Genomic DNA, 23,795 nt, shown 5'->3' on the forward strand with positions numbered 1-23,795 from the left:
CGGACCGGGCCGGCATAGGGAAGGGGCCGCCCATTGGGCGGCCCCTTTTCGTTGCGGGGATGCCGCGTGCATCGGCTCTCGCCGCCCGGACATCCCTGCGCGGTATCCTGCGGCACGGCCCTGGAAATTGACAGCTCCGCACATGAAAAGGCCGGCCCGAGAACGGACCGGCCCTTGCGCCGCGAGCGGTGCATCGCCGGCTGCGGGGAGCGCAGCCCGGATTGGTTTACTGCTCTGCCTTGAACTGCAGCGACTTGATCAGCGCGCGAGTCACGCCGGCTTTCTTGGCCGCACCACCGTCGGTGTTCTGCAGGGTGCCGGCGACGGCCACCAGCTGCTCGGTGCTCAGTGCCGAGAGATCGGTACCCGGCAACGTGCTCTTGATGATGCTGGTCGCGTTTGCAGCGGTGGTGGTGGCTGCGGATGCGGCGCCGGTCAGGGCTGCGGTGGCGATTAGGGCGGAGGTGATAAGGGTTTTCATTGGATGATCCTTCCGTAAGGTCTTGAGCGGCATTCTGCGATGCCATTGGGGGATGCGCCGAGGCGCTGGGGTCTGTTGCCCCGGGGGAGGAGGGGGGCCGTTCAGCGTGGACGGTCCGCCGGGTGCGTCACGCGAACTGTCGCGTGACGGTGGAGCAAGGGCGCGCGCCGATCAGCGCGCGCTGGCGCTCACTTCAGCGACTTGATCAGGGCCTCGCCGGTGCCGATCTTCTGTGCGGCGCCGTCGACGCGGTCCATCGCCTGGGCGACCGAGACGATTTCGGCGGGGGTCAGACCCTGCAGTTGTGCGTTCGGGATCAGCGTCCGGATTTCCTTCTGTGCGGAAGCGGAGGTCTGGGGTGCTGCCGAGGCTGCGCCTGTCAAGGCTGCTGTGGCGATAAGTGCGGATGCGATGAAAGTTTTCATGGCGGCGTTCCTTTTCTTGCGATTGTCTGCGGTGGCGTAAGGCGTCGCCGCGTCCCTTCTTGCGTCGGGGATGACGAGTAAATCGTTATTCTACGGCTGTTTAGCAAATCACCAGATCGATCACGCCGGCTCTCGAAATCGTGGGCTTGAAAGTGAGCATCCGGCTTCCCATGGGGTCTGAACTCGAAGATTTTCTGAGGAAATGAACTGGCAAGTTCAGTTTTTACCGCAGGTTTTCCGTGATCGAGACTTGGGAAACGTATGGGTTTCCAAAAAATCACCAGTCGCTGTGCGTTTTTGAACAGACCGCACCGAAGCCCTTGGCCCGACTGGCGGAGTCCTTGAATTGGCGTCGAATTTTCCCCTGGCGAGAGCGCTTGTCCTTTGCGCGATCCGGTGTACCTTCTGGGCCATGCAGGAGCTCGTCCCAAACCCCGAAGACCTGATCGAAACCGGATTCGTGCTCTCGGGGCCGGAGGGCGGGAGGCGCCTGCTGCCCGCCGAGGCGCCGGAAGTGCTGCGTAGCGACACGCTAGGCTGGGTGCATCTGCGCGCTGCGCATGCCGACGCGCCAGCCTGGATCGTTGACAATCTCTCCTACCTCGATCCGACGATCATCGATGCGCTGGTGGCCGAGGAAACCCGGCCGCGCATCACCCGCATCGGCGACGGGCTCATCGTCATCCTGCGCGGCATCAACACGATCGAGGGAGAGGATCCCGAGGACATGGTGTCGATCCGCCTTTGGATCGACGAGAAACGTATCGTCAGCCTGTCGCGCCGGAAAGTGCGGGCGGTGGAGGACATCGCACGGGCGCTCGACATGGGCAGCGGTCCCGAGGATTGCGCGGGCTTCCTGTCGCTACTGGTCGAGCGCCTGACCTACCGCATCGAGGAGTTCTGGAGCGGCATCGAGGACCAGGCGGACCGGCTCGAGGAGGAGGTGCTCGAGGAAGGGCATGACGCGATGCGCCAGCAACTGGTCGAGCTGCGGCGCCGGGCGATCATTCTCCGGCGCTACCTGCTGCCGCAGCGCGACGCCCTGAGGGCCCTGCAGGGCAGCCATCCGGCCTGGCTGGAGGCGGACGACCTGCGCCAGCTCGAGGAGGAGCTGGATGCGCTGGAGCGGGTGGTGGAAGATGCCGACGCGATGCGTGAGCGCATGGCGCTGGTGCGCGACGAACTGGCCGGGCAGCTCTCGGACCGGCTCAACCGCAACATGTACATGCTGTCGGTGCTCTCGGCGCTTTTCCTGCCGCTCGGCTTCCTGACCGGCCTCTTCGGGATCAATGTGGCGGGGATGCCGGGGGCAAGCGAGCCGGTGGCCTTCTGGCTTTTCTGCGGCGGGCTGCTGATCGTCGTGGGGCTACAGCTTCTGATCCTGCGCAAGATGCGCTGGATCTGAGGCGGCCCGCGCTTCCGGCGCGGATCCCGGCAGGGGTCAGGCCAGGTTCAGCTCCTTGGCGATCATCGCGGCATGGGTGCGGTTGCGCGCCTCGAGCTTGCGGCTGAGGGTCTTCACGTGCAGCTTGATTGTCACTTCCTGCAGGTCGAGATCGCGGGCGATCTCCTTGTTGGACTTGCCGGCACAGAGGCCGCGGAGCACTTCGCGCTCGCGCGGGGTCAGCTCGGCGGCCTTGCCGTCGGGGACCTGGGTCATGAAGCTGTAGGGAGCAAAGACCTCGCCCGCGGCCATCACCTGCGCGGCGCTGACAATGGTCTTGGAAGGCAGGGTCTTGGGGATGAACCCGGCCGCGCCGGAGCGAATCGCCGCCTGCGCGATGTCGGCGGTCGCTGTACCCGAAAGCAGCGCCACGGGCACGCCCGCGCTGGCCTCGCGCATGCGGTCGAGGCCGGTGAGACCGGACATGCCTGGCATGTTGTAATCGAGCAGGATCAGGTCGAAGGAAATACCCCGGTCGACAAGCGCGATTGCCTCGTCCAGCGTTGCGGCGGTGTCCACGTCATCGATACCTTCCGATCGCAGGAAAGCGGCAATCGTCTCTCGGACGAGATCGTGGTCATCGGCGACCAGAATACGCATATGTCCTCCTGGTGCGACCTATGCCGCAAGCGATTTCTGGCGCAAAAATATTACCGGATGGTTTCACTAACTGGTTCGGTCACTCGCAATATGGTAGTTCTTTGCGCTTGGGTAACTGGGTCGTATGATATTGAGCAGCAATAAGGTTCGCAAGGAGGTTGAACGTCATGTTCCGTTGGGTAGCTTGCTGTGCGTTTTTCCTTCTTCAAACCGTTCCGGCGCTTGCCATTCCGCTTGAGGCGCCGCAGGGGCCGGTTCTCCTGACGGTGACCGGCGCGGTGCCCGTGACCAATGCTCCCGAAGGCGCGGTGTTTGATCTGCACATGCTCGAAGCCATCGGAACCACGACCTTCACCACGGCCACAATCTGGACCGAGGGGCCGCAGCGCTTCACCGGGGTGTCGCTACACGATCTGGTTCATGCGCTGCAGGTCACCGAGGGCACGCTGCGGGCGGTGGCGATCAACGAGTATTCCGCAGAGATCCCGATCGAGGACGCGGTGCCGGAGGGGCCGATCATCGCCTGGGCCCGCAACGGCTCGCTGATGAGCGTGCGGGACAAGGGGCCGCTCTGGATCGTCTATCCCTTTGACGAGCATCCCGAGTTCCGAAGCGAGATCATCTTCGCGCGCAGCATCTGGCAGCTCAGCCGGATCGTCATCGAACCGTGAGCGCCGCATCCTCCTCCGATGAGGGCAGCAGCCTGCCGACGCGCAAACGCTGGGCCGCGCTGAGCGCGCCTTTCATTGTTCTGTGTCTCGCGGCGCTGGTGCTGCTGACGGTTGATGCCGCGCGGCAGATTCAGGGGCTCGCCACCGCCAATTCCGACAATGGCCAATGGTCCCTCGCGCAAATGGAGGTGGAATTCGGCCGCCTGCAAAGCGAGTTGGACCGGCCCGTGGAATATCTGCAGCCCGAAGAATTGCGGCTGACCTTCGACATTTTCTACAGCCGCTACCAGACCATTTCGCGCGGCGCGCTTTACGCCAACATCGTCAATACACCGCGCGCGCAGCAACCGATGGAGACCGTCAGATCCTTCCTCGACACGGCCGTGCCGTATCTCGATGGCCCCGACAGCGGGCTCGTGGCAGCGCTGCCCGAGCTGCGCACCGAGGCCGAGGAGGTGCGGCTCGCGGTGCGGGAGGTCTCGCTCTCGGGCGTGCGGGCCTTCTCGGCGGCTTCGGACACGCAGCGGCGCAAGGTGATGAACTCGCTGGTGCGGCTCTCGGGGATGGCGCTGATCCTGGTGCTGGCACTGGCGCTCGGCGTTGTCGCGCTGTGGCAGCTGATGCATGTGGCGCGTGACCAGGCGCAACGACGTGCAAGGGCCAACCACCGGCTCGAGGCCGTGGTCTCCACCGCGCTCGACGGGATCGTGGTCACCGACCGGAGCGGCGCAATCCTGCAGTTCAACGACGCGGCGAGCCGCATCTCGGGATATGACAGCCGGCTGGTGCTGGGGCGGCGCGTCTCGGACTTGCTGTTTCCGGATGACACCGAAGAGGCCGGCGATCCGGGGATGGCCTGCCATGCGGGGCGGGGCCGTGTGCGCTGCGAGGGACTTCGCGCCGATGGCTCCCGCTACCCGATGGAGCTCTCGGTGACCGAGACCGAGCACGAGGGCGAGCTGCTGCGGGCGATTTACTTCCGTGACATCACCCGCGACATCAGCGCCGAGGAAGAGCTGGTCGAGGCGCGCGACCGCGCCGTCGAAGGTGAGCAGGCCAAGGCCCGCTTCATCGCCATCATGAGCCACGAGATGCGCACCCCGCTGAACGGGATGATCGGCGCGCTCGAGCTGCTGACCGAGACCGAGCTGGGTCGCGACCAGCGCGAATATGTGCAAATCCTGCGCCGCGCCGGCGACGTGCTGCTGCAGCATGTGAACGACGTTCTCGACCACTCTCGGCTCGAGACCGGGCGTTTCAGCTTCGCCCGCGCGCCCTACTGCCCGGTCGAGCTGGCGCGCGAGGTGGTCGACGTGCTGCGCCCCACCGCGGCGGCGCGGGGCAACATGCTGCAGGTGCGGCTGCCCGAGCTGCCCGTGCCGCTGCTGATGGGCGACCGGACGCGGCTTCGGCAGGTGCTGGTGAACCTCGTCGGCAATGCGATCAAATTCACCGAGAATGGCGAGATCCAGCTCTCGCTCATCGCCCTGTCGCCGGACGGCACGCTAACCTTCGAGGTCGATGACAACGGCATCGGCATCCCCGAGGACCAGCTCGAACGCATCTTCGAGGATTTCGTCACGCTCGATTCCTCCTACATGCGCGCCGCCGAGGGCACCGGGCTCGGGCTCGGCATCGTGCGGCGGCTGGTGCAGGCCATGGGCGGCGAGGTTTCGGTCGAGAGCGACCCGGGCAAGGGAACGCGGTTCCATGTCGCGCTGCCCGCCGAGCGCGCGCCCAAGAAGACGGTGCTGGCGCAGCCGGTCGAGTCCATTCCCGAAATGGCGCCGTCGCGCATCCTCGTGGTCGAGGACAACCCGGTGAACCGCCTCGTTGCCACCGCCATGCTGCGCAAGATGGGCCACGCAGTGACCGAGGCGCATGACGGCGCAGAGGGGCTGCGCATCGCTGCGGCTGACCCTTTCGACATCGTGCTGATGGACATCTCCATGCCGGGTCTGGATGGGGTCGAGACGACGCGCCGGATCCGCATTGGCGGCGGCGCCAACGTCGAGACGCCCATTGTCGCGCTCACCGCCCATGCGCTGCCCGCCGACATGGCGCGCTTCCGCGATGCGGGCATGTGCGCCACGCTGACCAAGCCGATCACCTGGCGCGCGCTGGCCGAGGTGATTTCCGGTCTCGCGCCGAGCTCGGACAGCGGAACGGCCCGCTCCGAAGAGGCGGCGGATGAGCCTTCAGAGGTGCCGGTGGACGTGCTCGACGACGTCGCGCTCGGGGCTGCGGCAGACTCGCTCGGGCCAGAGCTCTTCGCGACGCTGCGCGACCGTTTCCTGGCTGAGACCGAGACCGGGCTTGCCGGGCTGGCCGAGGAACTGGGCGAAGGGATCGCGCCAGCGCGCTACGCCGAAAAGGTGCATCGCATCGCCGGCTCCGCCGCCGTCTTCGGTGCCAGTGCGCTGCACCGGGCGCTCCGCCTGCAGGAGGACAGGGCGCGCGCAGGGGCGCCGCTGCCGCCGGACAGCCTCGACATGGTGCTCCCGGTCTGGCGCGCCACGCGCAAGGCGCTGCTGGGGCTGGAGCTGCAGGACTGAGGCTCAGCTCTCGGGGCCGGCCAGATCCGTGAGGATCGGGCAATCCGGGCGGTCGTCGCCGTGGCAGGCGTGGACAAGATGCGCCAGCGTGTCGCGCATCTGCTGAAGCTGGGCCAGCTTTTCGTCGATCTGCGCGAGATGCTCCTCGGCGATGTGCTTCACCTCGGCACTGGCGCGGCTTTCGTCCTCGTAGAGGGCGAGGAGCGCGCGGCAATCCTCGATGGTGAACCCGAGGGCGCGGGCGCGGGCAAGGAAGGCCAGCTTGTGCACGTCCTGCTCGGTGAAGGCGCGGTAGCCGTTGGCGCCCCGATGCGGGGTCAAAAGGCCAATGTCCTCGTAGTAGCGGATGGTCTTGGGCGGCAGCCCGGCGCGGGTCGCGACGTCTCCGATATTCATGCCTTGACCTCCCGAGCTGCAGGGGTTTGGACGGCGTGTGCGCCGCGTTCTGGCGTCATGGCCGGGGCGAGCCGGCGCAGCCGCAGCGCGTTGCTCAGCACGAAGACCGACGACAGCGCCATCGCCCCCGCCGCCAGCATCGGCGAGAGCAGCGTCCCGAAGGCCGGGTAGAAGACCCCCGCCGCCACCGGGATCAGCGCCACGTTGTAGCCGAACGCCCAGAAGAGGTTCTGCCGGATGTTGCGCAGCACCGCGCGGCTCAGGTGCACCGCCTCGACAACGCCTTTCGTATCGCCCGAGACCAGCACCACGTCGGCGCTCTCGATGGCGACATCAGTGCCAGTGCCCATGGCGAGCCCCACCTCGGCCTCGGCCAGCGCCGGGGCATCGTTGATGCCGTCGCCGACAAAACCCACGGCGCCATGCGCGTCGCGCAGCGCCCGCACCGCATCGCGCTTGCCCTCGGGCAGCACCTCGGCCTCGACGTGGTCGATGCCGAGCTCGGCGGCGATGGCCTGGGCGGTGGCGCGCGTGTCACCGGTGATCATCGCGGTCTTCAGCCCCATCGCGTGCAGCTTGGCTATTGCCGCCCTGGCGCCCAGCTTGACCTTATCCGCCACGGCCAGTGCCCCAGCGATATGCCCATCCACGGCAATCAGAACCGGTGTCTGACCGGCCGCAGCAATCTCGTCATGCGCGGCGCTCAGCGGGCCGAGGTCGATCCCCTCGCGGGCCATCAGTCGGGCGGCGCCGACCAGCACGCGGCGGCCCTCCACGCGCGCACTGAGGCCGTGCCCGGCGATGGCTTCGACCTCTTCCGCCTGCGGCAGGGCGCCCTCGGCGGCGCGCTCCAGTGCCCTGGCGATCGGGTGCTCCGAGCTCTGCTCGGCGCTGGCGGCGAGGCGCAGCACTTCACCTTCGTCGAAACCCGGGGCGGCGGTCGTGCGAACCAGCTCGGGGCGGCCCTCGGTCAGCGTGCCGGTCTTGTCGAAGGCGACAATGCCGACGCTTTCAAGCCGCTGCAGCGCGTCGCCCTTGCGGAAGAGCACACCCAGCTCGGCGGCGCGCCCGGTACCGACCATGATCGATGTCGGCGTGGCGAGCCCCATGGCGCAGGGGCAGGCGACGATCAGCACCGAGACCCCGGCGACCAGCGCGTAGGTGAGGGCGGGGGAGGGGCCAAAGATCAGCCATGCAAGGAAGGTAAGCGTGGCGGCGGCGATGACGGCGGGGACAAACCAGATCACCACCTTGTCGGCCAGCGCCTGGATCGGCAGCTTGGCGCCCTGCGCCTCCTCGACCATGGCGATGATCCGCGCCAGCATGGTGTCGGCGCCGACCGCCGTCGCCCGGAAGCTGAGTGCGCCCGCGCCGTTGACCGTGCCGCCGACCACCGTGGCGCCTGTCGATTTCTCCACCGGTACCGGCTCGCCGGTGATCATGCTTTCGTCGACGTAGGAGCGGCCGGTGAGCACTTCGCCATCGACGGCGATGCGCTCGCCGGGGCGGACGTGCAGCACGTCGCCCGCCACGACCTCGGCAATCGGCAGCTCGGTGATCTCGCCACCGCGCTCGACCCGCGCGGTCGAGGGCTTCAGACCCACAAGCCGCTTGATCGCGGCGCCGGTGCGGCCCTTGGCCCGCGCCTCGAGGAAGCGGCCAAGCAGGATAAGCGTGACGATGACCGCCGCGGCCTCGAAATAGACCGCGCGTGTGCCCTCGGGCAGGAGCCCGGGCAGGAAGAGCGCGACCGTGGAATAGAGCCAGGCCGCCAACGTGCCGAGTGCCACCAGAGAGTTCATGTCCGGGGCGCCTTTGAGCAGCAATGGCAAGCCGACCTGGTAGAAGCGCCGCCCCGGCCAGAGCAGGACGGCCGTCACCAGCACGAACTGGAGCAGCCAGGAGGTGGTCGTGCCGATGGTCGAGGCGATCAGATGATGCACGCCGGGGATGAAATGCCCGCCCATCTCCATCAGGAAGACCGGCGCGGTCAGCGCGGCGGCGATGATCAGGTCACGCCTCAGCGCCGCCTGCTCGGCGCTCTTGCGCGCCTCCTGTTCGGCGCTGTCGTCGCTGGCAAGGCTGGCCTTGTAGCCCGCTCCCTCGACCGCACGGATCAGCGCGGGGGCCTCGGCGGAACCGGCAAGCAGCTTCACGTCGGCAGTCTCGCTGGCGAGGTTCACGCTGGCCGAGAGCACACCCGGTACATCCGCCAGGGCGCGCTCGACCCGGCCCGCGCAAGAGGCGCAGGTCATGCCCTCGATGCCGAGACGCATGCTCGATTCGAGCGCGGGATACCCCGCCTTGTCGAGCGCGGCGCGGAGGGCAGGCAGGCCCGCGCTGCCTTTGACATGCGCCATCTTCGTCGCGAGGTTCACAGAGGCGTCGGTCACCCCCTCGACCCCGGCAAGCGCCTTCTGCGCCCGACCGGCGCAACCGCCGCAGGTCATCTTCGTCACTTCGAAGCGCAGGTCTCCGTCGGCCATGATGCGACTCCTTCCAATCCTGGTCGGTCCCTTACATAGAGGTTCCAGTCACTGGAAGGTCAAGGGGCCCTTTGTCACTTGGCCCGGTCCGGTGATCAGTCTCAGTTCAGCGGGCAGTCGAGGCGCGCGCGGCACTCCTCGCACAGCAGGGGCAGGCCGACCCGTTCGGCGGCATTGGTGAGCGTCAGGATATGCGCGGGAAGGACGAGCATGGTGGCCTCAGCAAGCGCCAATTCGCGGTCCTGCTCGGTGGCGGTCAGCACGAAACGGGCAATGGCACGCTCGTCATCCGAGATGCCCTGCGCGTCGAGCGGCAGGATCAGCGGTCCGTGCCAGCCATGTCGTGTGAGGATATCGGCGAAGTCGCCGAAGGCCCGCAGGCAGGCGCGGGCGCGGGTGAAGCCGAGCACGTCGCGCAGCTCGAGCTGCGCGGTGGCTTCGTCACCCGCGCGCCAGAGCCGCAGAAGCCGCACCGCCCGCGCTTCCGCGGGGCGCAGATCGACCCGGTCGAACCGTTCATGTCGCATGGAACCTCTCCCAGCCAGTCGCCCCTGAAGGGCTGTCGATCCGGGCTGTCCCGGAGACGGAACTGGCTAGGTGAGGTAATCCTGATTGTTTAAATCAGGTAAGTCAAGCCGCGCCGCCGAGGCCGGTCTCGGCCTCGATCTGCTTGCGCGATTTGCGCGCACGTTCGGTGGCCGATTTCAGCTGACCACAGGCAGCCATGATGTCCTCGCCGCGCGGGGTACGGATCGGCGAGGCGTAGCCGGCCTTATAGATGATGTCGGCGAACTGCTTGATCCGCGGCCAATCCGAGCGCTGGTAGGGCGCACCTGGCCATTCGTTGAACGGGATGAGGTTGATCTTGGCGGGGATGCCCTGGATCAGCTTCACCAAGCGGCGTGCGTCGGCATCCGTGTCGTTCACGTCCTTGAGCATCACGTATTCGAAGGTGATGCGCTCGGAGTTCGACAGGCGCGGGTACTCGCGAAGCGCGTTCAGCAGCTCCTCGATGTTCCAGCGCTTGTTGATCGGCACCAGCGTGTTGCGGGTCTCGTCGGTGGTGGCGTGGAAGCTCACCGCCAGCAGGCAACCGATCTCTTCGGCACATTTCGCGATCTCCGGCACCACGCCAGAGGTCGAGAGCGTGATGCGTCGGCGCGAGAGAGCGATGCCCTCGCCGTCCATGGCGATCTTCATCGCGTCACGCACGTTGTCGAAGTTGTAGAGCGGCTCGCCCATGCCCATCAGCACGATGTTCGACAGCAGGCGCGGCCCGCTCTCGCCGGTGCCGGTGCCGGGCTCGGGCCACTCGCCGAGGTCGTCGCGCGCGAGCATGACCTGGCCGATGATCTCGCCCGCGGTCAGGTTGCGCACCAGTTTCTGCGTGCCGGTGTGGCAGAAGGAACAGGTCAGCGTGCAGCCCACTTGCGAGGAAATGCAGAGAGTACCGCGGTCTTCCTCGGGGATGTAGACCACCTCGACCTCGTGACCGCCGGCGATGCGCACGAGATACTTGCGGGTGCCATCGGCCGAGACCTGCTTCGAGACGATCTCGGGCAGCTCGATGATGAATGTCTCGGCCAGCAGCGCGCGGTAGTCCTTGGCGAGATTGGTCATCTCGGCAAAGTCGCGCACCCCCCCAGTGATAGACCCACTGCCAGATCTGACCCACGCGCATCTTCGCCTGCTTCTCGGGCGTGCCGGCCTCGATCAACGCGGCGCGCAGGGCGTCACGGGTGAGACCGATCAGGTTCACCTTGCCGCTTTCCGGCAGCTTGCGGGGGATCGTCACCACGTCCTGGGTGATCGGCGCGCTGGCAGTCATCACGTCATCCTCGGAAAAAGAAGGCCTCTCCATACAGGATTCGGCTGCAATAAGTCAAAGGGAACGCGCAGGCGCGTTCCCTCGAAGGGGCTCATCTATGGACGGCCCCGGAAAATTCAACAGACCTGCGACCATTCGGCCCGGAGGGCAGCGTGGCTGCGGCTCAGCCGCCGCAGCGCTTCTGCGCGTCTTCCACCGCGGCGGTAAAGCCAAGCAGCGAGAAAGTGTCTTTGGTCTTGGTGCCACGCGCCGAGCCCGCGCTCAGCACCGCATCGGAGCCGCGCTTCATCGCCGCGATGATCTTGGCATCGTCCTGCGGGGTGGCCGGCCAGGCCCATTCGCCCTCGGTGTAGAGGTCGAACTTCTCGCCCGAGATGTCCACGCCCACGGTCGAGCCGCCGGCGAAGGGATAGCCGCCGGTAAAGGCCACCTGGCCCATGACATTCGCCTCGGGACGGTAGAAGACCATCAGCAGGATGTCGCCGCGCTTCACCGACACGACGCGGCCATCCTTGGTGTTGACGCTTTCCTTGTAGGTGGTCACCGCCCAGCATTCGCGCGGGCTCTGCCCCTCGAAGACCGACCAGTCGGTGATCGCGTTCACCCGGTTGGTGCTTTCTTCCTGCGCGCCCGCAACCGTTGCGCCAAGCGCGAGCGCCGCGCCCAGAACCCCACCGAGAATTGACTTCATACCTGCAGCCTCCAGCCGTGCTTGCCTCTTGTTGCCCGCTCGCGCCCCGACCTCTGACAGCTCTGTTCCAGACATCTGTCGGTCTCTTGACCGGCGCGACCATTCGTGCTCGACGGCGGGACAATAGACCGAAACACGCGGGGCGAGAAAGCCCCGATGGCAGAATATCGCTCGTTTGTGAGGACCCACATGCCCCAAGACACCGTCACCGCCGCCGTGCCCCTCGTCGAGGTCCGCCGCGGCCCGCTGACCGAGAGCCTGCACCTTGGCCATGCGGTCATCTGTGACACCTCCGGCGGCATCGTCGAGGCCTGGGGCGACCCGCGGGCCGTGGTCTACCCGCGCTCCTCGTCGAAGATGATCCAGGCCCTGCCGCTGGTCGCCTCCGGCGCCGCCGAGGCCTGGCACCTGACCCCGCCGCAGCTGGCGCTGGCCTGCGCCTCGCACCAGGGCGCGCCGATGCACGTCGGGGCGGTCGAGGCCTGGCTCGCCGACCTCGAGCTCTCCGACGACGACCTGCGCTGCGGCCCGCAGCCGAGCCGGGACAAGGCGCTGAAACTGCAGATGATCCGCGAGGGCAAGGGGCCCTGCCGTGTGCACAACAACTGCTCGGGCAAGCACGCGGGCTTCCTGACCCTGAGCCAGTATCTCGGCGGCGGACCCGACTACGTTCTGCCCGAACACCCGGTGCAACTTGCCGTGCGCGACGCCTTCGAGACCGTCACCGGCGAGGTCAGCCCCTGCTATGGCATCGACGGCTGCTCGGCGCCCAATCTCGCCACCAGCATGCACGGCATGGCGCGGGCGATGGCCTGGTTCGCTGGCGCGCATCTTCGCTACGATGCACTCAGCCGCGCCGGCGCCGAGCTGGTCGACGCGATGTACGCCTATCCCGAGCTCGTGGCCGGCGAGGGCCGCGCCTGCACCCTGCTGATGCGCGCCGCGCTCGAGCCGATCGCGATCAAGACCGGGGCCGAGGGCTACTTCGTCGCCATCCTGCCGCAGCGCGGCCTCGGCGTCGCGGTGAAGATTCTCGACGGCGCGACCCGCGCGGCGGAATGCGTCATGGCCTCGCTGCTGGTGCGGCTTGGCGTCGCGGACCCGGCGCATCCCGATGTGCACCGCTTCCTCAATCCCGAGGTGTGCAACTTCGATGGGCTGGTGACCGGCGAGGTCCGCCCGCTCGACACGCTCTTCGCCGCCTGAGCCCGTACAACCGCCCGAAAACCCGAAAGGGACCGATCCCCGGTCCCTTTCCAGCGGCCTTTCTTCTAGGCCCAAGTATCCCGGGGGAGTCCGCCGCAGGCGGGCGGGGGCAGCGCCCCCGGATCCGCGGCCTCAGCCCGCGAACTCGCCGCGGGCATAGCCTTGCAGGAACAGCAGCGCCGTCAGGTCCCCGAGGTTCACCCGCAGATCGCATTGCGCCTGCACAGAGGGTTTCGCGTGCAGCGCCACGCCAAATCCGGCGCGGCCGAGCATGCCCAGGTCGTTGGCCCCGTCGCCCACCGCCAGCACGTCCTCTTCGAGGATGCCGAGCCGCGCGCTGATCTCCTCCAGCGCCTGCACCTTGGCCTCGCGCCCGAGGATCGGCCGGGCCGGAACGCCGGTCAGCTTGCCGTCTTCCACCAGCAGCGTGTTGGCACGGTTCTCGTCGAAGCCGATTCTCTCGGCGACACGCGCGGTGAAGGCGGTGAAACCGCCCGACACCAGCGCGGCATAGGCGCCGTTCGCCTTCATCGTCGCGACCAGCTCCGGGCCGCCGGGCATCAGCGTGATGCGGGTCTCGAGCACCCTGCCAATGACGCTTTCGGGCAGTCCCTTGAGCAGCGCCACGCGCTCGGTCAGTGCGCCTTCGAAATCGAGCTCACCGTTCATCGCGCGGGCGGTGATCCCCTTCACATGCGCGCCGACCCCGGCTTCCTCGGCCAGCTCGTCGATGCACTCCTGCTGGATCATCGTGCTGTCCATGTCGGCGAGCAGCATCTTCTTTCGGCGCCCCTCGGCGGGCAGGATGTTGAGATCGGCCTGCGCTGCGAGCGAGCTGCGCACCTCCTCGAAGTTGCCGGGCGCCGTCTCGACAGGGAATTCCGCCGCCTCGCCGTCCGAGAGCACGGTGACCGGACCGCCGCCGAAGGCGTTGCGCAGGCTCTCGACCAGCGCGGTGTCCAATGTGCCGGGGCGGGCGATGAGCGAGACGATCTGCATGAGGGGCACTCCAATGTCTGACGCGGCGGCTTCTGGCACGGCGCGCGCGGCTTTTCCAGTCTCCGCAGCAGGGCGGGGCAGGGTGCAGTGCACGAAAAGCGCACGCGAAGCGCACCGGGGCGTGACTTGCAATCGCGGGTTTGCCCCGACATATCGAAAGGGACTGGAGGACCGCATAATGCTCCGAAACATCCTGATCGTGCCCGCCCTTGCCCTCACGCTCACCGCAGTCCCGGCCCTTGCCGAGACGCAGGTGCCGCAGAGCCAGGCGGAAATCTCCCTCTCTTTCGTGCCCTTGGTGAAACAGGCGACGCCCGCCGTGGTGAACATCTACGCCAGCCGCGTGGTCGAGGCCCGCAGCCCCTTTGCCGGCGATCCGCTCTTCGGCAACCTCTTCCAGGATTTCCGGGGCCGCCCCCGGGTGCAGAACTCGCTCGGCTCGGGAGTGATCCTGTCGGAGGATGGCATCGTGGTGTCGAACTACCACGTGGTCGGCCAGGCCACCGACATCCGCGTGGTGCTCAACAACGGCGCCGAATACGACGCCGAGGTGCTGCTGGCGGACGAGGAGGCCGATCTCGCCATCCTCAAGCTCGACGGCGCCAAGGGCATGCCCTTCCTGCCGCTGCGCGACAGCGACACGGTCGAGGTGGGCGAGCTGGCGCTGGCCATCGGTAACCCTTTCGGCGTCGGCCAGACCGTCAGCTCGGGGATCGTCTCGGGTCTGGCGCGCTCGGGCACCGCGACCGGCAACGCCCGCGGCTACTTCATACAGACCGACGCGCCGATCAACCCGGGCAACTCCGGCGGCGCGCTGATCGACGTGAAGGGCCAGCTCATTGGTGTGAATACCTCTATCCTTACCCGCTCCGGCGGCTCCAACGGCATCGGCTTCGCCATCCCCTCGGCGCTGGTGAAGCAGTTCGTCGAGCAGGCCGAGGCGGGCAAGACCTCCTTCGAGCGCCCATGGGCGGGGATGACCGGGCAGAGCGTCGATGCGGAACTGTCGGAAAGCCTCGGGATGGGGCTTCCGGGCGGCGTGCTGGTGTCAGAGCTGCACGAGGCTAGCCCCTTCGCGCAGGCCGGGATGGATGTCGGCGACGTGGTTCTGGCGGTGGACGGGCAGAGGGTGAACACGCCTGCCGAGATGCTCTACCGCATGTCGGTCACCGGCCTCGGCCACGAGGCGCAGATCACCTACCTGCACGACGGCGCGCAGCAACAGGCCAAGGTCGCGATGATCGCCGCCCCCGACGATCCGCCACAGCAGCGCGTCACGCTGGACGAGCGCGCGGTGCTGCCCGGGCTGACGCTGGCGCGGCTCAATCCGGCGGTACAAACCGAGCTCGGCCTGCCGCTGGCGGGGGGGCGAGGGCGTGGTGGTGGTCGATCCCGGCCCCTGGGGCGCGCGGATCGGCCTGCAGCGGGGGGATCTCCTGCGCGCGGTCAATGGCCGGGACATCGAGCTTCCGGGCGACGTTGACGATTTGCTGAAGAGCGCCGCGCCGCGCATCCAGATCGATGCGGAGCGCGGCAACGGTCGTATCTCCCTGCGCTTCCGGGTCTGAGGGGGCGACGGCTTGTCCGATCTTTTCGACGATCCCGCGGGCCGCAGCCCCGAACCCGAGCGCAGCGGTCCCCGCCCGCTGGCGGACCGGCTGCGGCCGACAGCGCTCGGCGAGGTGATCGGCCAGCAGCAGGTGCTCGGCCCCGAGGCGCCGCTCGGGGTGATGCTCTCCGCAGGGGCGCTGTCGAGCCTGATCTTCTGGGGCCCGCCCGGGGTCGGCAAGACCACGATCGCGCGGCTGCTGGCGGATGCCACCGACCTGCATTTCGTCCAGATCAGCGCCATCTTCAGCGGCGTGCCGGAACTGCGAAAGGTCTTCGAGGCCGCGAAGATCCGCCACCGCAACGGGCAGGGCACCTTGCTCTTCGTCGACGAGATCCACCGCTTCAACAAGGCGCAGCAGGACGGTTTCCTGCCGCATATGGAAGACGGGACGATCCTCCTTGTCGGCGCCACCACCGAGAACCCCAGCTTCGAGCTCAACGCGGCGCTGCTGTCGCGCGCGCAGGTGCTGGTGCTGGAGCGGCTCACCGGCGACGATCTTGAACGCCTCGCGCAGCGCGCCGAGCACGAGCTTGGCCGGAGCCTGCCGCTGGACGCGGCCGGCCGCGCCGCGCTGCTGGAAATGGCCGACGGCGACGGCCGGGCGCTGCTCAACTTTATCGAACAGGTCATGGCCTGGCGCGTCGAGGGCGCGCTCTCCACTGAAGCGCTCTCTTCCCGGCTCATGCGCCGCGCCGCGCAATACGACAAGTCCGGTGACGGGCACTACAACCTGATCTCGGCGCTGCACAAATCGGTGCGCGGCTCGGATCCCGATGCCACCCTCTACTGGTTCGCCCGGATGCTCGAGGCCGGCGAGGATCCGCGCTTTCTCGCCCGCCGCATCACCCGCATGTCGGTCGAGGACATCGGCCTCGCCGATCCGCAGGCGCAGGCGGTCTGCCTGCAGGCCTGGCAGACCTACGAGCGCCTCGGCTCGCCCGAAGGGGAGCTGGCGCTGGCGCAGGCGCTGGTCTACCTCGCGCTGGCCCCGAAATCGAACGCCACCTACGTCGCCTACAAGGCCGCGCGCGCCGCGGCGAAGAAGACCGGCTCGCTGCCGCCGCCCAAGCATATCCTCAACGCCCCGACCAAGCTGATGAAAGAGCAGGGCTACGGCAGCGGCTATGCCTATGACCACGACGCCGAGGACGGCTTTTCCGGCCAGGACTACTTCCCGGAGGAAATCGGCCGGAGCAGCTATTACACCCCGGTCGAGCGCGGTTTCGAACGCGAACTGAAGAAGCGCCTCGACTATTTCGCCAAGCTCCGGCGAGATCGGAACGCCTGACCTTCTTCTAGGTGGAAATATCCCTGGGGAGTCGCGGCGCAGCCGCGGCGGGGGCGGAGCCCCCTTCCCGGCACGGCGTGTGCCGGGCGCGCGCACATGGCGGCCATGCGCCGCGGCACTGGCTCCGAACCCCCGAAAATCTTGACATTCCGCGCCCCCTCGCACATGTCCCGCGGATGATCCTCACGGTTTTACAAGTCGCGCTCGGTGGAGCGCTCGGCGCCAGCGGGCGCTATCTGACCGGCCTCGCCATGACGCGGCTGCTCGGAAAGGGATTCCCTTGGGGGACGCTGACGGTGAACATCCTCGGCTCCTTTGCCATGGGCGCCATCGTGGTGATCCTCGCCAATACCTCCAACCGCTTCGCGCCGTTCCTGATGACCGGCGTGCTGGGCGGTTTCACAACCTTCTCGGCCTTCTCGCTGGATTTCGCCACGCTTTACGAGCGCGGCGATGTCGCGCAGGCGGGCCTTTACGTGGCGGTCTCGGTGGCCGTCTCGCTGGCGGCACTCTTCGCGGGGCTGCTGGTCACTCGGAGTTTCTTCGCATGAGCCGCGTTCAGACAGTCACCGTGGGGCCGGGCGACGGCGATCAGCGTCTCGACCGCTGGATGAAGCGCCATTTCCCGCACGTCCCGCAGGGCCGCATCGAGAAGATGTGCCGCAAGGGCGAGATCCGCGTTGACGGCGGTCGGGTGAAGGCCTCGACCCGCCTTGCCGTGGGAAACCAGGTGCGCGTTCCGCCGCTGCCGGAGCCCGAGGAGATGGCCAAGCTCGCGGCGACGCCGAAGTCCAAGGTCTCGGACGCCGACACCAAGCTGATCCAGTCTTGCGTGCTGTGGAAGGACGATCACATCATCGCCCTCAACAAGCCGCCGGGCATGCCGACGCAGGGCGGCTCCAAGCAGACCCGCCACGTCGACATGCTGTCGGAGGTGCTGAAATTCGGCTACGACGAGAAGCCGCGCCTCGTGCACCGGCTCGACAAGGACACCTCGGGCGTGCTGCTGCTGGCGCGCACCCGCGAGATGGCGCAGGCGCTGACCGCTGCCATCCGCCACAAGGAGACCCGCAAGATCTACTGGGGTCTGGTGGCCGGCGTGCCGACGCCCTACCTCGGCGAGATCAAGTACGGGCTGGTCAAGGCCGGCGGCCACGGTGCCTCGGGCGAGGGCGAGAAGATGCGCGCCATCCATCCGCGCGACATCGACAGCACCCCCGGCGCCAAGCGCGCCCACACGCTCTATGCCACGCTCTACCGCGTCGCGGGCCGGGCGAGCTGGGTGGCGATGGAGCCGGTGACCGGCCGCACCCACCAGCTTCGCGCCCATATGGCCGAGATCGGCCATCCGATCATCGGCGACGGAAAGTACGGCGGCTCGGGACAGGAGAACCTCGGCGACGGCTGGGGCGCGCAGCTCGGCGGCATCATCTCGAAGAAGCTGCACCTGCATGCGCGTTCGATGACCTTCCTGCACCCGGTGACCAAGAAGCCGATGACCGTCACCGCGCCGCTGCCCGAGCACATGGCGCAGAGCTGGGAGACCTTCGGCTGGACCGAGGACCTCGCCGCGGACGATCCCTTCGAAGAGCTGCACTGAGCGCATGGACCTGAAACTGATCATCTTCGACGTCGACGGCACGCTGGTCGACAGCCAGGCGGATATTCTCGCCTCGATGCGCGGCGCCTTTGCCGAGGTCGGCATGGAGGCCCCGAGCCGCGAGGAGATCCTCGGCATCGTCGGCCTGTCGCTGCCGCTGGCCGTGGCGCGGCTCGCGCCGGGTGTCGATGCCGCCACGATCGAGGTCATGGTCGAGGGCTACAAAGCCTCCTACATGCGCCTGCGCATCGAGAACGGCACCGAGGCCAGCTCGCCGCTCTACCCGCACGTGCGGGAGGTTCTGGATCAGCTTCACGCAAGGCCCGAGTGGCTGCTCGGCATCGCCACCGGCAAGTCGCGCCGCGGGCTTGACCGGCTGGTCGACGGCCACGGCATCCGCAGTCTCTTCGTCACCCAGCAATGCGCAGACGACCACCCCTCCAAGCCGCATCCGGCGATGATCGAGGCGGCGCTGGCCGAGGCCGGGGTCGAGGCGCATCAGGCCGTCATGCTAGGCGATACGAGCTTCGACATGGACATGGCGCGCGACGCCGGGGTTCATGGCATCGGCGTCAGTTGGGGCTATCACGACCGCGCGCGGCTTGCCTCCGCGCGTACCATCATCGACGACATCCGCACGCTTCCGGCGCTGCTGGAGCAACTCTGGAGCCAAGCCGCATGAGCGAATGGGCGCCCCGCCGCTTCTACAAGGACGCCACGGTCGAAAAGGCCGAGGGTGGTTACATCGTCCACCTCGACGGGCGCCCGCTGCGCACCCCGGGCAAGGCGCCGCTTGTGGTGCCCAGCCGTGCGATCGCCGAGGCCATGGCCGAGGAATGGCGCGCGCAGGACGAAAAGATCGACCCGCGCACCATGCCCTTCACCCGCACCGCAAACAGCGCCATCGACAAGGTCGCGCCGCAGCACCCCGAGGTGGCCGACATGCTGGCGGAATACGGCGACAGCGACTTGCTGTGCTACCGTGCCGAGAGCCCGGCCGAACTGGTCGCGCGGCAGGCCGCGCGCTGGGATCCGCTGCTCGACTGGGCGGCGCGCGAGATGGGCGCCCGGCTCGAACCGCGCGCCGGGATCATGCACGCCTCACAGCCCGAGGCGCCGCTGCGTTTTCTTGCGGAGCGCACCCATGCGTTCAGCCCGTTCGAGCTGGCGGCCTTTCATGACCTCGTGGCGCTGACTGGCTCGCTGGTGCTGGGCTTTGCCGCCACGCAGAGTGAGCACGACGCCGAGGACCTCTGGGCGCTGTCGCGGCTCGACGAAACCTTCCAGGAAGAACTCTGGGGCGAGGACGAAGAGGCTCGGGAAGCGGCGGAAATCAAACGCCAGGCCTTCCTGCACGCACACCGGTTTTTCGCCCTCTGCCAAGCTGCCTAATCTCAAACCTCTCGCAAGATCCTTGCGTAAGATCTGGGCATTTGCATGCCTTTTTTCGCGTCGGACCGGCTTGACCTCGCCAAAACTTTCCTCCCAAACTCCCCTCAGCACAGGGAGGGAGCCCCTGGCTAATAAGCCGATCCAGCAAGGATCAAGGAACCGGCTCAAGAGGGCCGGACAACAGGAAGAGGTTAACATGAAAAAGACCGTAACTCTCGGCGCTCTGACCGTCGCCGCACTCGCGGCCGGTGCAGCCGGCGCCGCGACCCTGGACGACGTGAAAGCGCGCGGGGAGCTGAAGTGCGGTGTGTCCACGGGTCTCGCCGGTTTCTCGGCCCCCGACGCAAACAACGTGTGGCAGGGCTTCGACGTGGCATATTGCCGTGCGCTCGCCGCAGCGGTCCTCGGCGATCCGATGAAGGTCGCCTTCACCCAGACCACCGGCCAGACCCGCTTCACCGCGCTGGCGTCCGGCGAGATCGACGTGCTGGCCCGCAACACCACCTGGACCTTCTCGCGCGATGTCGACCTGAAGTTCGAATTCATCGGCGTGAACTACTACGACGGTCAGGGCTTCATTGCACCGAAGTCGCTGGGCGTGGCCTCGGCCAAGGAGCTCGATGGCGCCACTGTCTGCATCCAGACCGGCACCACCACTGAGCTGAACCTCGCGGACTTCTTCCGCGCCAACAACATCAGCTACGAGCCGGTTCCGATCGAGACCAACGCCGAAGCGCAGCAGCAGTATCTGGCCGGCGCCTGTGACGTCTACACCACCGACGCTTCGGGCCTCGCGGCCACCCGCGCCACCTTCGAGAACCCGTCGGATCACGTGATCCTGCCGGAGATCATCTCGAAAGAGCCGCTCGGTCCGCTCGTCCGCCACGGCGACAACGAGTGGGGCGACATTGCCCGCTGGACCCTCAACGCGCTGATCGCGGCCGAAGAATACGGCGTGACCTCGGCCAACATCGCGGAGCTGTCCTCGGCCCCGACGAACAACCCCGAGATCAACCGTCTGCTCGGCACCGAGGGTGAACTGGGTGCGATGCTCGGCCTCGACGCAGAATGGGCCAAGCGCGCCATCATGGCGGGCGGCAACTACGGCGAGATCTTCGAGAAGAACATCGGCGAAGCCACCCCGATCGGCCTGTCGCGCGGCCTGAACGCGCAGTGGACCGAAGGTGGCCTGCTCTACAGCCCGCCCTTCCGCTGATACCGGACTTGGCGAGGGGCGCAGGGACAACCTGCGCCCCTTTCCACCTCATCTAGACGATTTCGCCTTCATAAAACGAAAGCGCGCTTCCGGCAGGGCAGACGGTGGAGAAACCACCGCGGTATCCTTCGGTGACGGAAGCGTCCGGGGAGAACTAAATGGCGACCATCTCGGATCCGCCGGAGCGTGGCTTCCGGCTGAGTCAGCTTATTTTCGACACGCGCTACCGTTCGATGACCATCCAGGTCGTTGCGATGGTCCTGATAGGGCTGCTGCTGTCGTGGCTGATTTCCAACACGATCCATAACCTCGAGGCACTGGGCAAGGACTTCAACTTCGGGTTCCTGTCGCAGCCCGCGGGCTATGACATCAACCAGCAGCTCATCGACTACAACAACCAGATGACCCACGGCCGGGCGGCCCTGGTCGGCATCCTCAACACGCTGCTCGTGGCGGTGCTGGGCTGCGCCCTCGCCACCGTGCTCGGCGTGATTGCGGGCGTGTTGCGGCTGTCGAACAACTGGGTCGTCTCGCGGCTGACCGCGGTCTACGTCGAGGGCTTCCGCAACGTGCCGCTACTGCTGTGGATCGTACTGATCTTCGCGCTGATGACCGAATCCATGCCAGCCCCGCGCGACTTCCGCGGCGAGGATGGCTCGTCGATGCTGCTCGGAGAGAGCGTGGCGATCACCAACCGCGGCGTCTACATTCCCAACGTGGTGTTCAGCCGCTCGCTGGGCGGCAACGACGTCGCCGCCCCCGAACCCGAGGCTCCGGCTGCCGCGGCGGCCACCACCAACATGGCCGGCACCTACGGTGCAAGCCGCATCGCCACCGGCGGCGCCGGCGTGCAGACCGGGCAGTCCGGCACCTCTGCGGCTGCAGGTGGTGAGGCGGGAGACGGTGCCGCAGAGGGTGGCGAGGTTATCCCGACCTCCTCCGGTTGGGACTGGCTGCTGATCCTTGCGGTGCTCATCGCGGGCGGCGTCGGGGCCAAGCTTCTGGGCACGCGCGCCGCGCACATCCAGGAATCGACGGGCAAGCGCCCGATGACCCTTCCGCTGCAGATCGCCGCGGTGCTCGTGCCGCTGATCGTGGTGCTGGTGGGGCTGGGTGCTTCGCTCGACAAGCCCCATCTCGGCGGCTTCAACTTCGACGGCGGCGTGCACCTGCGCAACTCGCTGATCGCCCTGTGGCTTGCGCTGTCGCTCTATACCGGCGCCTTCATCGCCGAGATCGTGCGCGGCGGCATCCTTGCCATCTCCAAGGGGCAGACCGAGGCGGCCTATGCGTTGGGTCTGCGTCCGGGCACGACGATGAACCTGGTGATCCTGCCACAGGCGCTCCGGGTGATCATCCCGCCGCTGATCTCGCAGTTCCTCAACCTGACCAAGAACAGCTCGCTCGCCATCGCCGTGGGCTACATGGACGTGCGCTCGACCCTCGGGGGCATCACCATCAACCAGACCGGCCGCGAACTCGAGGGCATGCTGCTTCTGGGCCTGTTCTACCTGGTGTTGAGCCTGCTGATCTCGGGCGTGATGAACCTCTACAACTCCTCCGTGAAGCTGAAGGAGCGGTGACATGAGCGACACCCACGCACAGACCGTCGCCTATGTCCGCGACACCATGCTCGACCAGCAGGATCCGCCGCTGAACCAGGTTGGCGCGGTGAAGTGGATCCGTGAAAACCTCTTCTCGGGCTGGCTTAACATCCTGCTCACCCTGCTCTCGCTCTGGGTCGTTTACGCGGCCCTGAGCCACCTGCTGCCCTGGGCCCTGCGCGGCATCTGGGACGCCTCCAACCTGTCCGAGTGTCGGGCACTGGCGGCGGAGCGTTACGGCGCCGATGCCTCAGTCGCCTGCTGGGCGGTGTTGGCGGAACGTTGGCCGCAGCTGATCTTCGGCTTCTTCCCCAAGGAGCTCTACTGGCGGCCGATCCTCGCCTTTCTGCTCTTCCTCGCGGCGGTTGCCCCGGTGCTGTTCAGCTCGGTGCCGCGCAAGATGCTCTGGGTGACCGCCCTCGCGCCCTTCGCGCTGTTCTGGCTGATCTGGGGCGGCTCGATCTGGGGGCCGATCGCAGCCATCCTCGGCTTCGTCATCGGCTGGGCGATCATGACCTATGCCGCGCCGAAGATCGGCGCGCTGCTGGCGGTGATCCTGGCGATCATCGTGCCGGTGCTCTACTGGCTCTTCGTCTGCGGCCCGCTGGCCGGGGCGCTGGCCTCGGTGGTGCCGCTGTCGCTGCAGACCGTGGCGACGCAGAAGATGGGCGGCTTCTTGCTGGCCACGATCATCGGCGTGTCGGGCATCGTGCTGTCGCTGCCGCTGGGCATCCTGCTGGCGCTGGGGCGGCAGTCGGACATGTTCATCATCAACAAGTTCTCGGTGGCCTTCATCGAGATCATCCGCGGCGTGCCGCTGATCGTCTGGCTGTTCACCGCGTCCCTGCTGCTGAACTACTTCCTGCCGCCGGGCACCAACTTCGACCTGATGCTGCGCGTCATCATCATGGTGACGCTCTTCTCGGCGGCCTATATCGCCGAGGTGGTCCGGGGCGGTCTTGCCGCACTTCCGAAGGGGCAATACGAGGCCGCCGACGCGCTGGGGCTGGACTACTGGAAATCGATGCGGCTGATCATCCTGCCGCAGGCGCTGAAAATCTCGATCCCGGGGATCGTGAACACTTTCATCGGTCTGTTCAAGGATACCACGCTGGTCGTTTTCATCGGCCTTCTCGATCCCATTGGCCTTTCCAGCTCGATCCGTGCGAGCACCGATTGGAACGGCGTTTACTGGGAACTCTTCGTCTTTATCGGCCTGTGCTTCTTCATTTTCTGCTTCAGCATGGGCCGCTATTCGCTCTTCCTCGAGAAAAAGCTCCGTAGAGAGCACCGCTAAGGAG

Annotated in this window: 20 protein-coding genes and 2 pseudogenes; 13 read left to right on the forward strand and 9 right to left on the reverse strand. The window is 67.1% G+C overall.

Annotated features, from left to right (window positions below; translation table 11 throughout):
• Window positions 1–226 precede the first annotated feature (226 nt).
• Entirely contained in the window at window positions 227–481 is a 255-nt protein-coding gene (locus CLG85_RS19510; protein ID WP_224844332.1) for a hypothetical protein, read from the reverse strand.
• Window positions 482–669: 188 nt separating this feature from the next.
• Window positions 670–906, reverse strand: a complete 237-nt coding sequence (locus tag CLG85_RS19515) for a hypothetical protein (RefSeq protein ID WP_260349886.1) — start codon at window positions 904–906, stop codon at window positions 670–672.
• A 412-nt stretch (window positions 907–1,318) separates the two neighbouring features.
• Between CLG85_RS19515 and CLG85_RS19520 the strand changes: the two genes are divergently transcribed.
• Complete coding sequence (locus tag CLG85_RS19520; protein ID WP_224844326.1) at window positions 1,319–2,311, forward strand: zinc transporter ZntB; 993 nt, start codon at window positions 1,319–1,321, stop codon at window positions 2,309–2,311.
• Between the two features lie 36 nt (window positions 2,312–2,347).
• Here the strand turns inward: CLG85_RS19520 and CLG85_RS19525 are convergent, their stop codons facing one another.
• Complete coding sequence (locus CLG85_RS19525) at window positions 2,348–2,950, reverse strand: response regulator (RefSeq protein ID WP_224844325.1); 603 nt, start codon at window positions 2,948–2,950, stop codon at window positions 2,348–2,350.
• A gap of 167 nt (window positions 2,951–3,117) precedes the next feature.
• On the opposite strand from CLG85_RS19525, the gene CLG85_RS19530 reads away from it, so the two are divergent.
• Window positions 3,118–3,621 carry a putative pterin-binding protein gene (locus tag CLG85_RS19530; protein ID WP_260349887.1) on the forward strand — a complete coding sequence of 168 codons (504 nt, stop codon included), beginning with the start codon at window positions 3,118–3,120 and terminating at the stop codon, window positions 3,619–3,621.
• Window positions 3,618–6,176 carry a hybrid sensor histidine kinase/response regulator gene (locus tag CLG85_RS19535; protein WP_260349888.1) on the forward strand — a complete coding sequence of 853 codons (2,559 nt, stop codon included), beginning with the start codon at window positions 3,618–3,620 and terminating at the stop codon, window positions 6,174–6,176. The genes CLG85_RS19530 and CLG85_RS19535 overlap by 4 nt, the downstream gene beginning before the upstream one ends.
• 3 nt (window positions 6,177–6,179) lie before the next feature.
• Here CLG85_RS19535 and cueR read toward each other — a convergent pair whose 3' ends face one another.
• From cueR to CLG85_RS19560, 5 genes and pseudogenes are all read right to left on the reverse strand, one after another.
• A complete protein-coding gene (cueR, locus tag CLG85_RS19540) occupies window positions 6,180–6,572 on the reverse strand; it encodes a Cu(I)-responsive transcriptional regulator (RefSeq protein WP_260349889.1) in 393 nt (130 codons plus the stop codon).
• A complete protein-coding gene (locus tag CLG85_RS19545; RefSeq protein WP_260349890.1) occupies window positions 6,569–9,058 on the reverse strand; it encodes a heavy metal translocating P-type ATPase in 2,490 nt (829 codons plus the stop codon). Before CLG85_RS19545 ends, cueR begins: the two co-directional genes overlap by 4 nt.
• A 101-nt stretch (window positions 9,059–9,159) precedes the next feature.
• Window positions 9,160–9,585 (reverse strand): hypothetical protein, encoded by a 426-nt coding sequence (locus CLG85_RS19550; protein WP_224844314.1) that lies wholly within the window; start codon window positions 9,583–9,585, stop codon window positions 9,160–9,162.
• Between the two features lie 103 nt (window positions 9,586–9,688).
• Window positions 9,689–10,886: pseudogene (gene rlmN, locus CLG85_RS19555) on the reverse strand (dual-specificity RNA methyltransferase RlmN).
• Window positions 10,887–11,049: 163 nt separating this feature from the next.
• Window positions 11,050–11,577 (reverse strand): invasion associated locus B family protein, encoded by a 528-nt coding sequence (locus tag CLG85_RS19560; protein ID WP_095883288.1) that lies wholly within the window; start codon window positions 11,575–11,577, stop codon window positions 11,050–11,052.
• A gap of 189 nt (window positions 11,578–11,766) precedes the next feature.
• On the opposite strand from CLG85_RS19560, the gene CLG85_RS19565 reads away from it, so the two are divergent.
• A complete protein-coding gene (locus tag CLG85_RS19565; RefSeq protein ID WP_260349891.1) occupies window positions 11,767–12,783 on the forward strand; it encodes an asparaginase in 1,017 nt (338 codons plus the stop codon).
• A gap of 132 nt (window positions 12,784–12,915) precedes the next feature.
• On the opposite strand, the gene serB is transcribed toward CLG85_RS19565, so the two are convergent.
• Entirely contained in the window at window positions 12,916–13,782 is an 867-nt protein-coding gene (serB, locus tag CLG85_RS19570; RefSeq protein WP_095883103.1) for a phosphoserine phosphatase SerB, read from the reverse strand.
• Window positions 13,783–13,960: 178 nt separating this feature from the next.
• Between serB and CLG85_RS19575 the strand changes: the two are divergent.
• From CLG85_RS19575 to CLG85_RS19615, 9 genes and pseudogenes are all read left to right on the forward strand, one after another.
• Window positions 13,961–15,350 (forward strand): annotated as a pseudogene (locus tag CLG85_RS19575) (trypsin-like peptidase domain-containing protein).
• A 12-nt stretch (window positions 15,351–15,362) separates the two neighbouring features.
• On the forward strand, window positions 15,363–16,682 hold the full coding sequence (locus CLG85_RS19580; RefSeq protein ID WP_260349892.1) for a replication-associated recombination protein A: 1,320 nt from the start codon (window positions 15,363–15,365) through the stop codon (window positions 16,680–16,682).
• A 176-nt stretch (window positions 16,683–16,858) separates the two neighbouring features.
• Window positions 16,859–17,233: a fluoride efflux transporter CrcB gene (crcB, locus tag CLG85_RS19585; RefSeq protein ID WP_095881851.1), complete on the forward strand. Its 375-nt coding sequence runs from the start codon at window positions 16,859–16,861 to the stop codon at window positions 17,231–17,233.
• Window positions 17,230–18,282 (forward strand): RluA family pseudouridine synthase, encoded by a 1,053-nt coding sequence (locus CLG85_RS19590; RefSeq protein ID WP_095881850.1) that lies wholly within the window; start codon window positions 17,230–17,232, stop codon window positions 18,280–18,282. The genes crcB and CLG85_RS19590 overlap by 4 nt, the downstream gene beginning before the upstream one ends.
• Before the next feature lie 4 nt (window positions 18,283–18,286).
• Window positions 18,287–18,964: an HAD-IA family hydrolase gene (locus CLG85_RS19595; RefSeq protein WP_095881849.1), complete on the forward strand. Its 678-nt coding sequence runs from the start codon at window positions 18,287–18,289 to the stop codon at window positions 18,962–18,964.
• Complete coding sequence (locus tag CLG85_RS19600) at window positions 18,961–19,674, forward strand: ATP12 family chaperone protein (protein WP_095881848.1); 714 nt, start codon at window positions 18,961–18,963, stop codon at window positions 19,672–19,674. Before CLG85_RS19595 ends, CLG85_RS19600 begins: the two co-directional genes overlap by 4 nt.
• A gap of 196 nt (window positions 19,675–19,870) precedes the next feature.
• Complete coding sequence (locus CLG85_RS19605) at window positions 19,871–20,890, forward strand: amino acid ABC transporter substrate-binding protein (RefSeq protein ID WP_095881847.1); 1,020 nt, start codon at window positions 19,871–19,873, stop codon at window positions 20,888–20,890.
• 158 nt (window positions 20,891–21,048) lie between these two features.
• Window positions 21,049–22,473, forward strand: a complete 1,425-nt coding sequence (locus CLG85_RS19610) for an amino acid ABC transporter permease (protein WP_095881846.1) — start codon at window positions 21,049–21,051, stop codon at window positions 22,471–22,473.
• 1 nt (window position 22,474) lies between these two features.
• Entirely contained in the window at window positions 22,475–23,791 is a 1,317-nt protein-coding gene (locus CLG85_RS19615) for an ABC transporter permease subunit (RefSeq protein ID WP_095881845.1), read from the forward strand.
• Window positions 23,792–23,795 lie beyond the last annotated feature (4 nt).

This window comes from Alloyangia mangrovi (assembly GCF_002300555.2).
In the GTDB taxonomy this organism is placed as follows: domain Bacteria; phylum Pseudomonadota; class Alphaproteobacteria; order Rhodobacterales; family Rhodobacteraceae; genus Salipiger; species Salipiger mangrovi.

Bases quoted from the DNA above. Each gene is read 5' to 3' on its own strand.
- cueR (WP_260349889.1), bottom strand. From the start codon at position 6,572: ATGAATATCGGAGACGTCGCGACCCGCGCCGGGCTGCCGCCCAAGACC.
- CLG85_RS19560 (WP_095883288.1), bottom strand. From the start codon at position 11,577: ATGAAGTCAATTCTCGGTGGGGTTCTGGGCGCGGCGCTCGCGCTTGGC.
- serB (WP_095883103.1), bottom strand. From the start codon at position 13,782: ATGCAGATCGTCTCGCTCATCGCCCGCCCCGGCACATTGGACACCGCG.
- CLG85_RS19515 (WP_260349886.1), bottom strand. From the start codon at position 906: ATGAAAACTTTCATCGCATCCGCACTTATCGCCACAGCAGCCTTGACA.
- crcB (WP_095881851.1), top strand. From the start codon at position 16,859: ATGATCCTCACGGTTTTACAAGTCGCGCTCGGTGGAGCGCTCGGCGCC.
- CLG85_RS19510 (WP_224844332.1), bottom strand. From the start codon at position 481: ATGAAAACCCTTATCACCTCCGCCCTAATCGCCACCGCAGCCCTGACC.
- CLG85_RS19595 (WP_095881849.1), top strand. From the start codon at position 18,287: ATGGACCTGAAACTGATCATCTTCGACGTCGACGGCACGCTGGTCGAC.
- CLG85_RS19610 (WP_095881846.1), top strand. From the start codon at position 21,049: ATGGCGACCATCTCGGATCCGCCGGAGCGTGGCTTCCGGCTGAGTCAG.
- CLG85_RS19605 (WP_095881847.1), top strand. From the start codon at position 19,871: ATGAAAAAGACCGTAACTCTCGGCGCTCTGACCGTCGCCGCACTCGCG.
- CLG85_RS19615 (WP_095881845.1), top strand. From the start codon at position 22,475: ATGAGCGACACCCACGCACAGACCGTCGCCTATGTCCGCGACACCATG.
- CLG85_RS19590 (WP_095881850.1), top strand. From the start codon at position 17,230: ATGAGCCGCGTTCAGACAGTCACCGTGGGGCCGGGCGACGGCGATCAG.
- CLG85_RS19525 (WP_224844325.1), bottom strand. From the start codon at position 2,950: ATGCGTATTCTGGTCGCCGATGACCACGATCTCGTCCGAGAGACGATT.
- CLG85_RS19565 (WP_260349891.1), top strand. From the start codon at position 11,767: ATGCCCCAAGACACCGTCACCGCCGCCGTGCCCCTCGTCGAGGTCCGC.
- CLG85_RS19530 (WP_260349887.1), top strand. From the start codon at position 3,118: ATGTTCCGTTGGGTAGCTTGCTGTGCGTTTTTCCTTCTTCAAACCGTT.
- CLG85_RS19550 (WP_224844314.1), bottom strand. From the start codon at position 9,585: ATGCGACATGAACGGTTCGACCGGGTCGATCTGCGCCCCGCGGAAGCG.
- CLG85_RS19520 (WP_224844326.1), top strand. From the start codon at position 1,319: ATGCAGGAGCTCGTCCCAAACCCCGAAGACCTGATCGAAACCGGATTC.
- CLG85_RS19600 (WP_095881848.1), top strand. From the start codon at position 18,961: ATGAGCGAATGGGCGCCCCGCCGCTTCTACAAGGACGCCACGGTCGAA.
- CLG85_RS19545 (WP_260349890.1), bottom strand. From the start codon at position 9,058: ATGGCCGACGGAGACCTGCGCTTCGAAGTGACGAAGATGACCTGCGGC.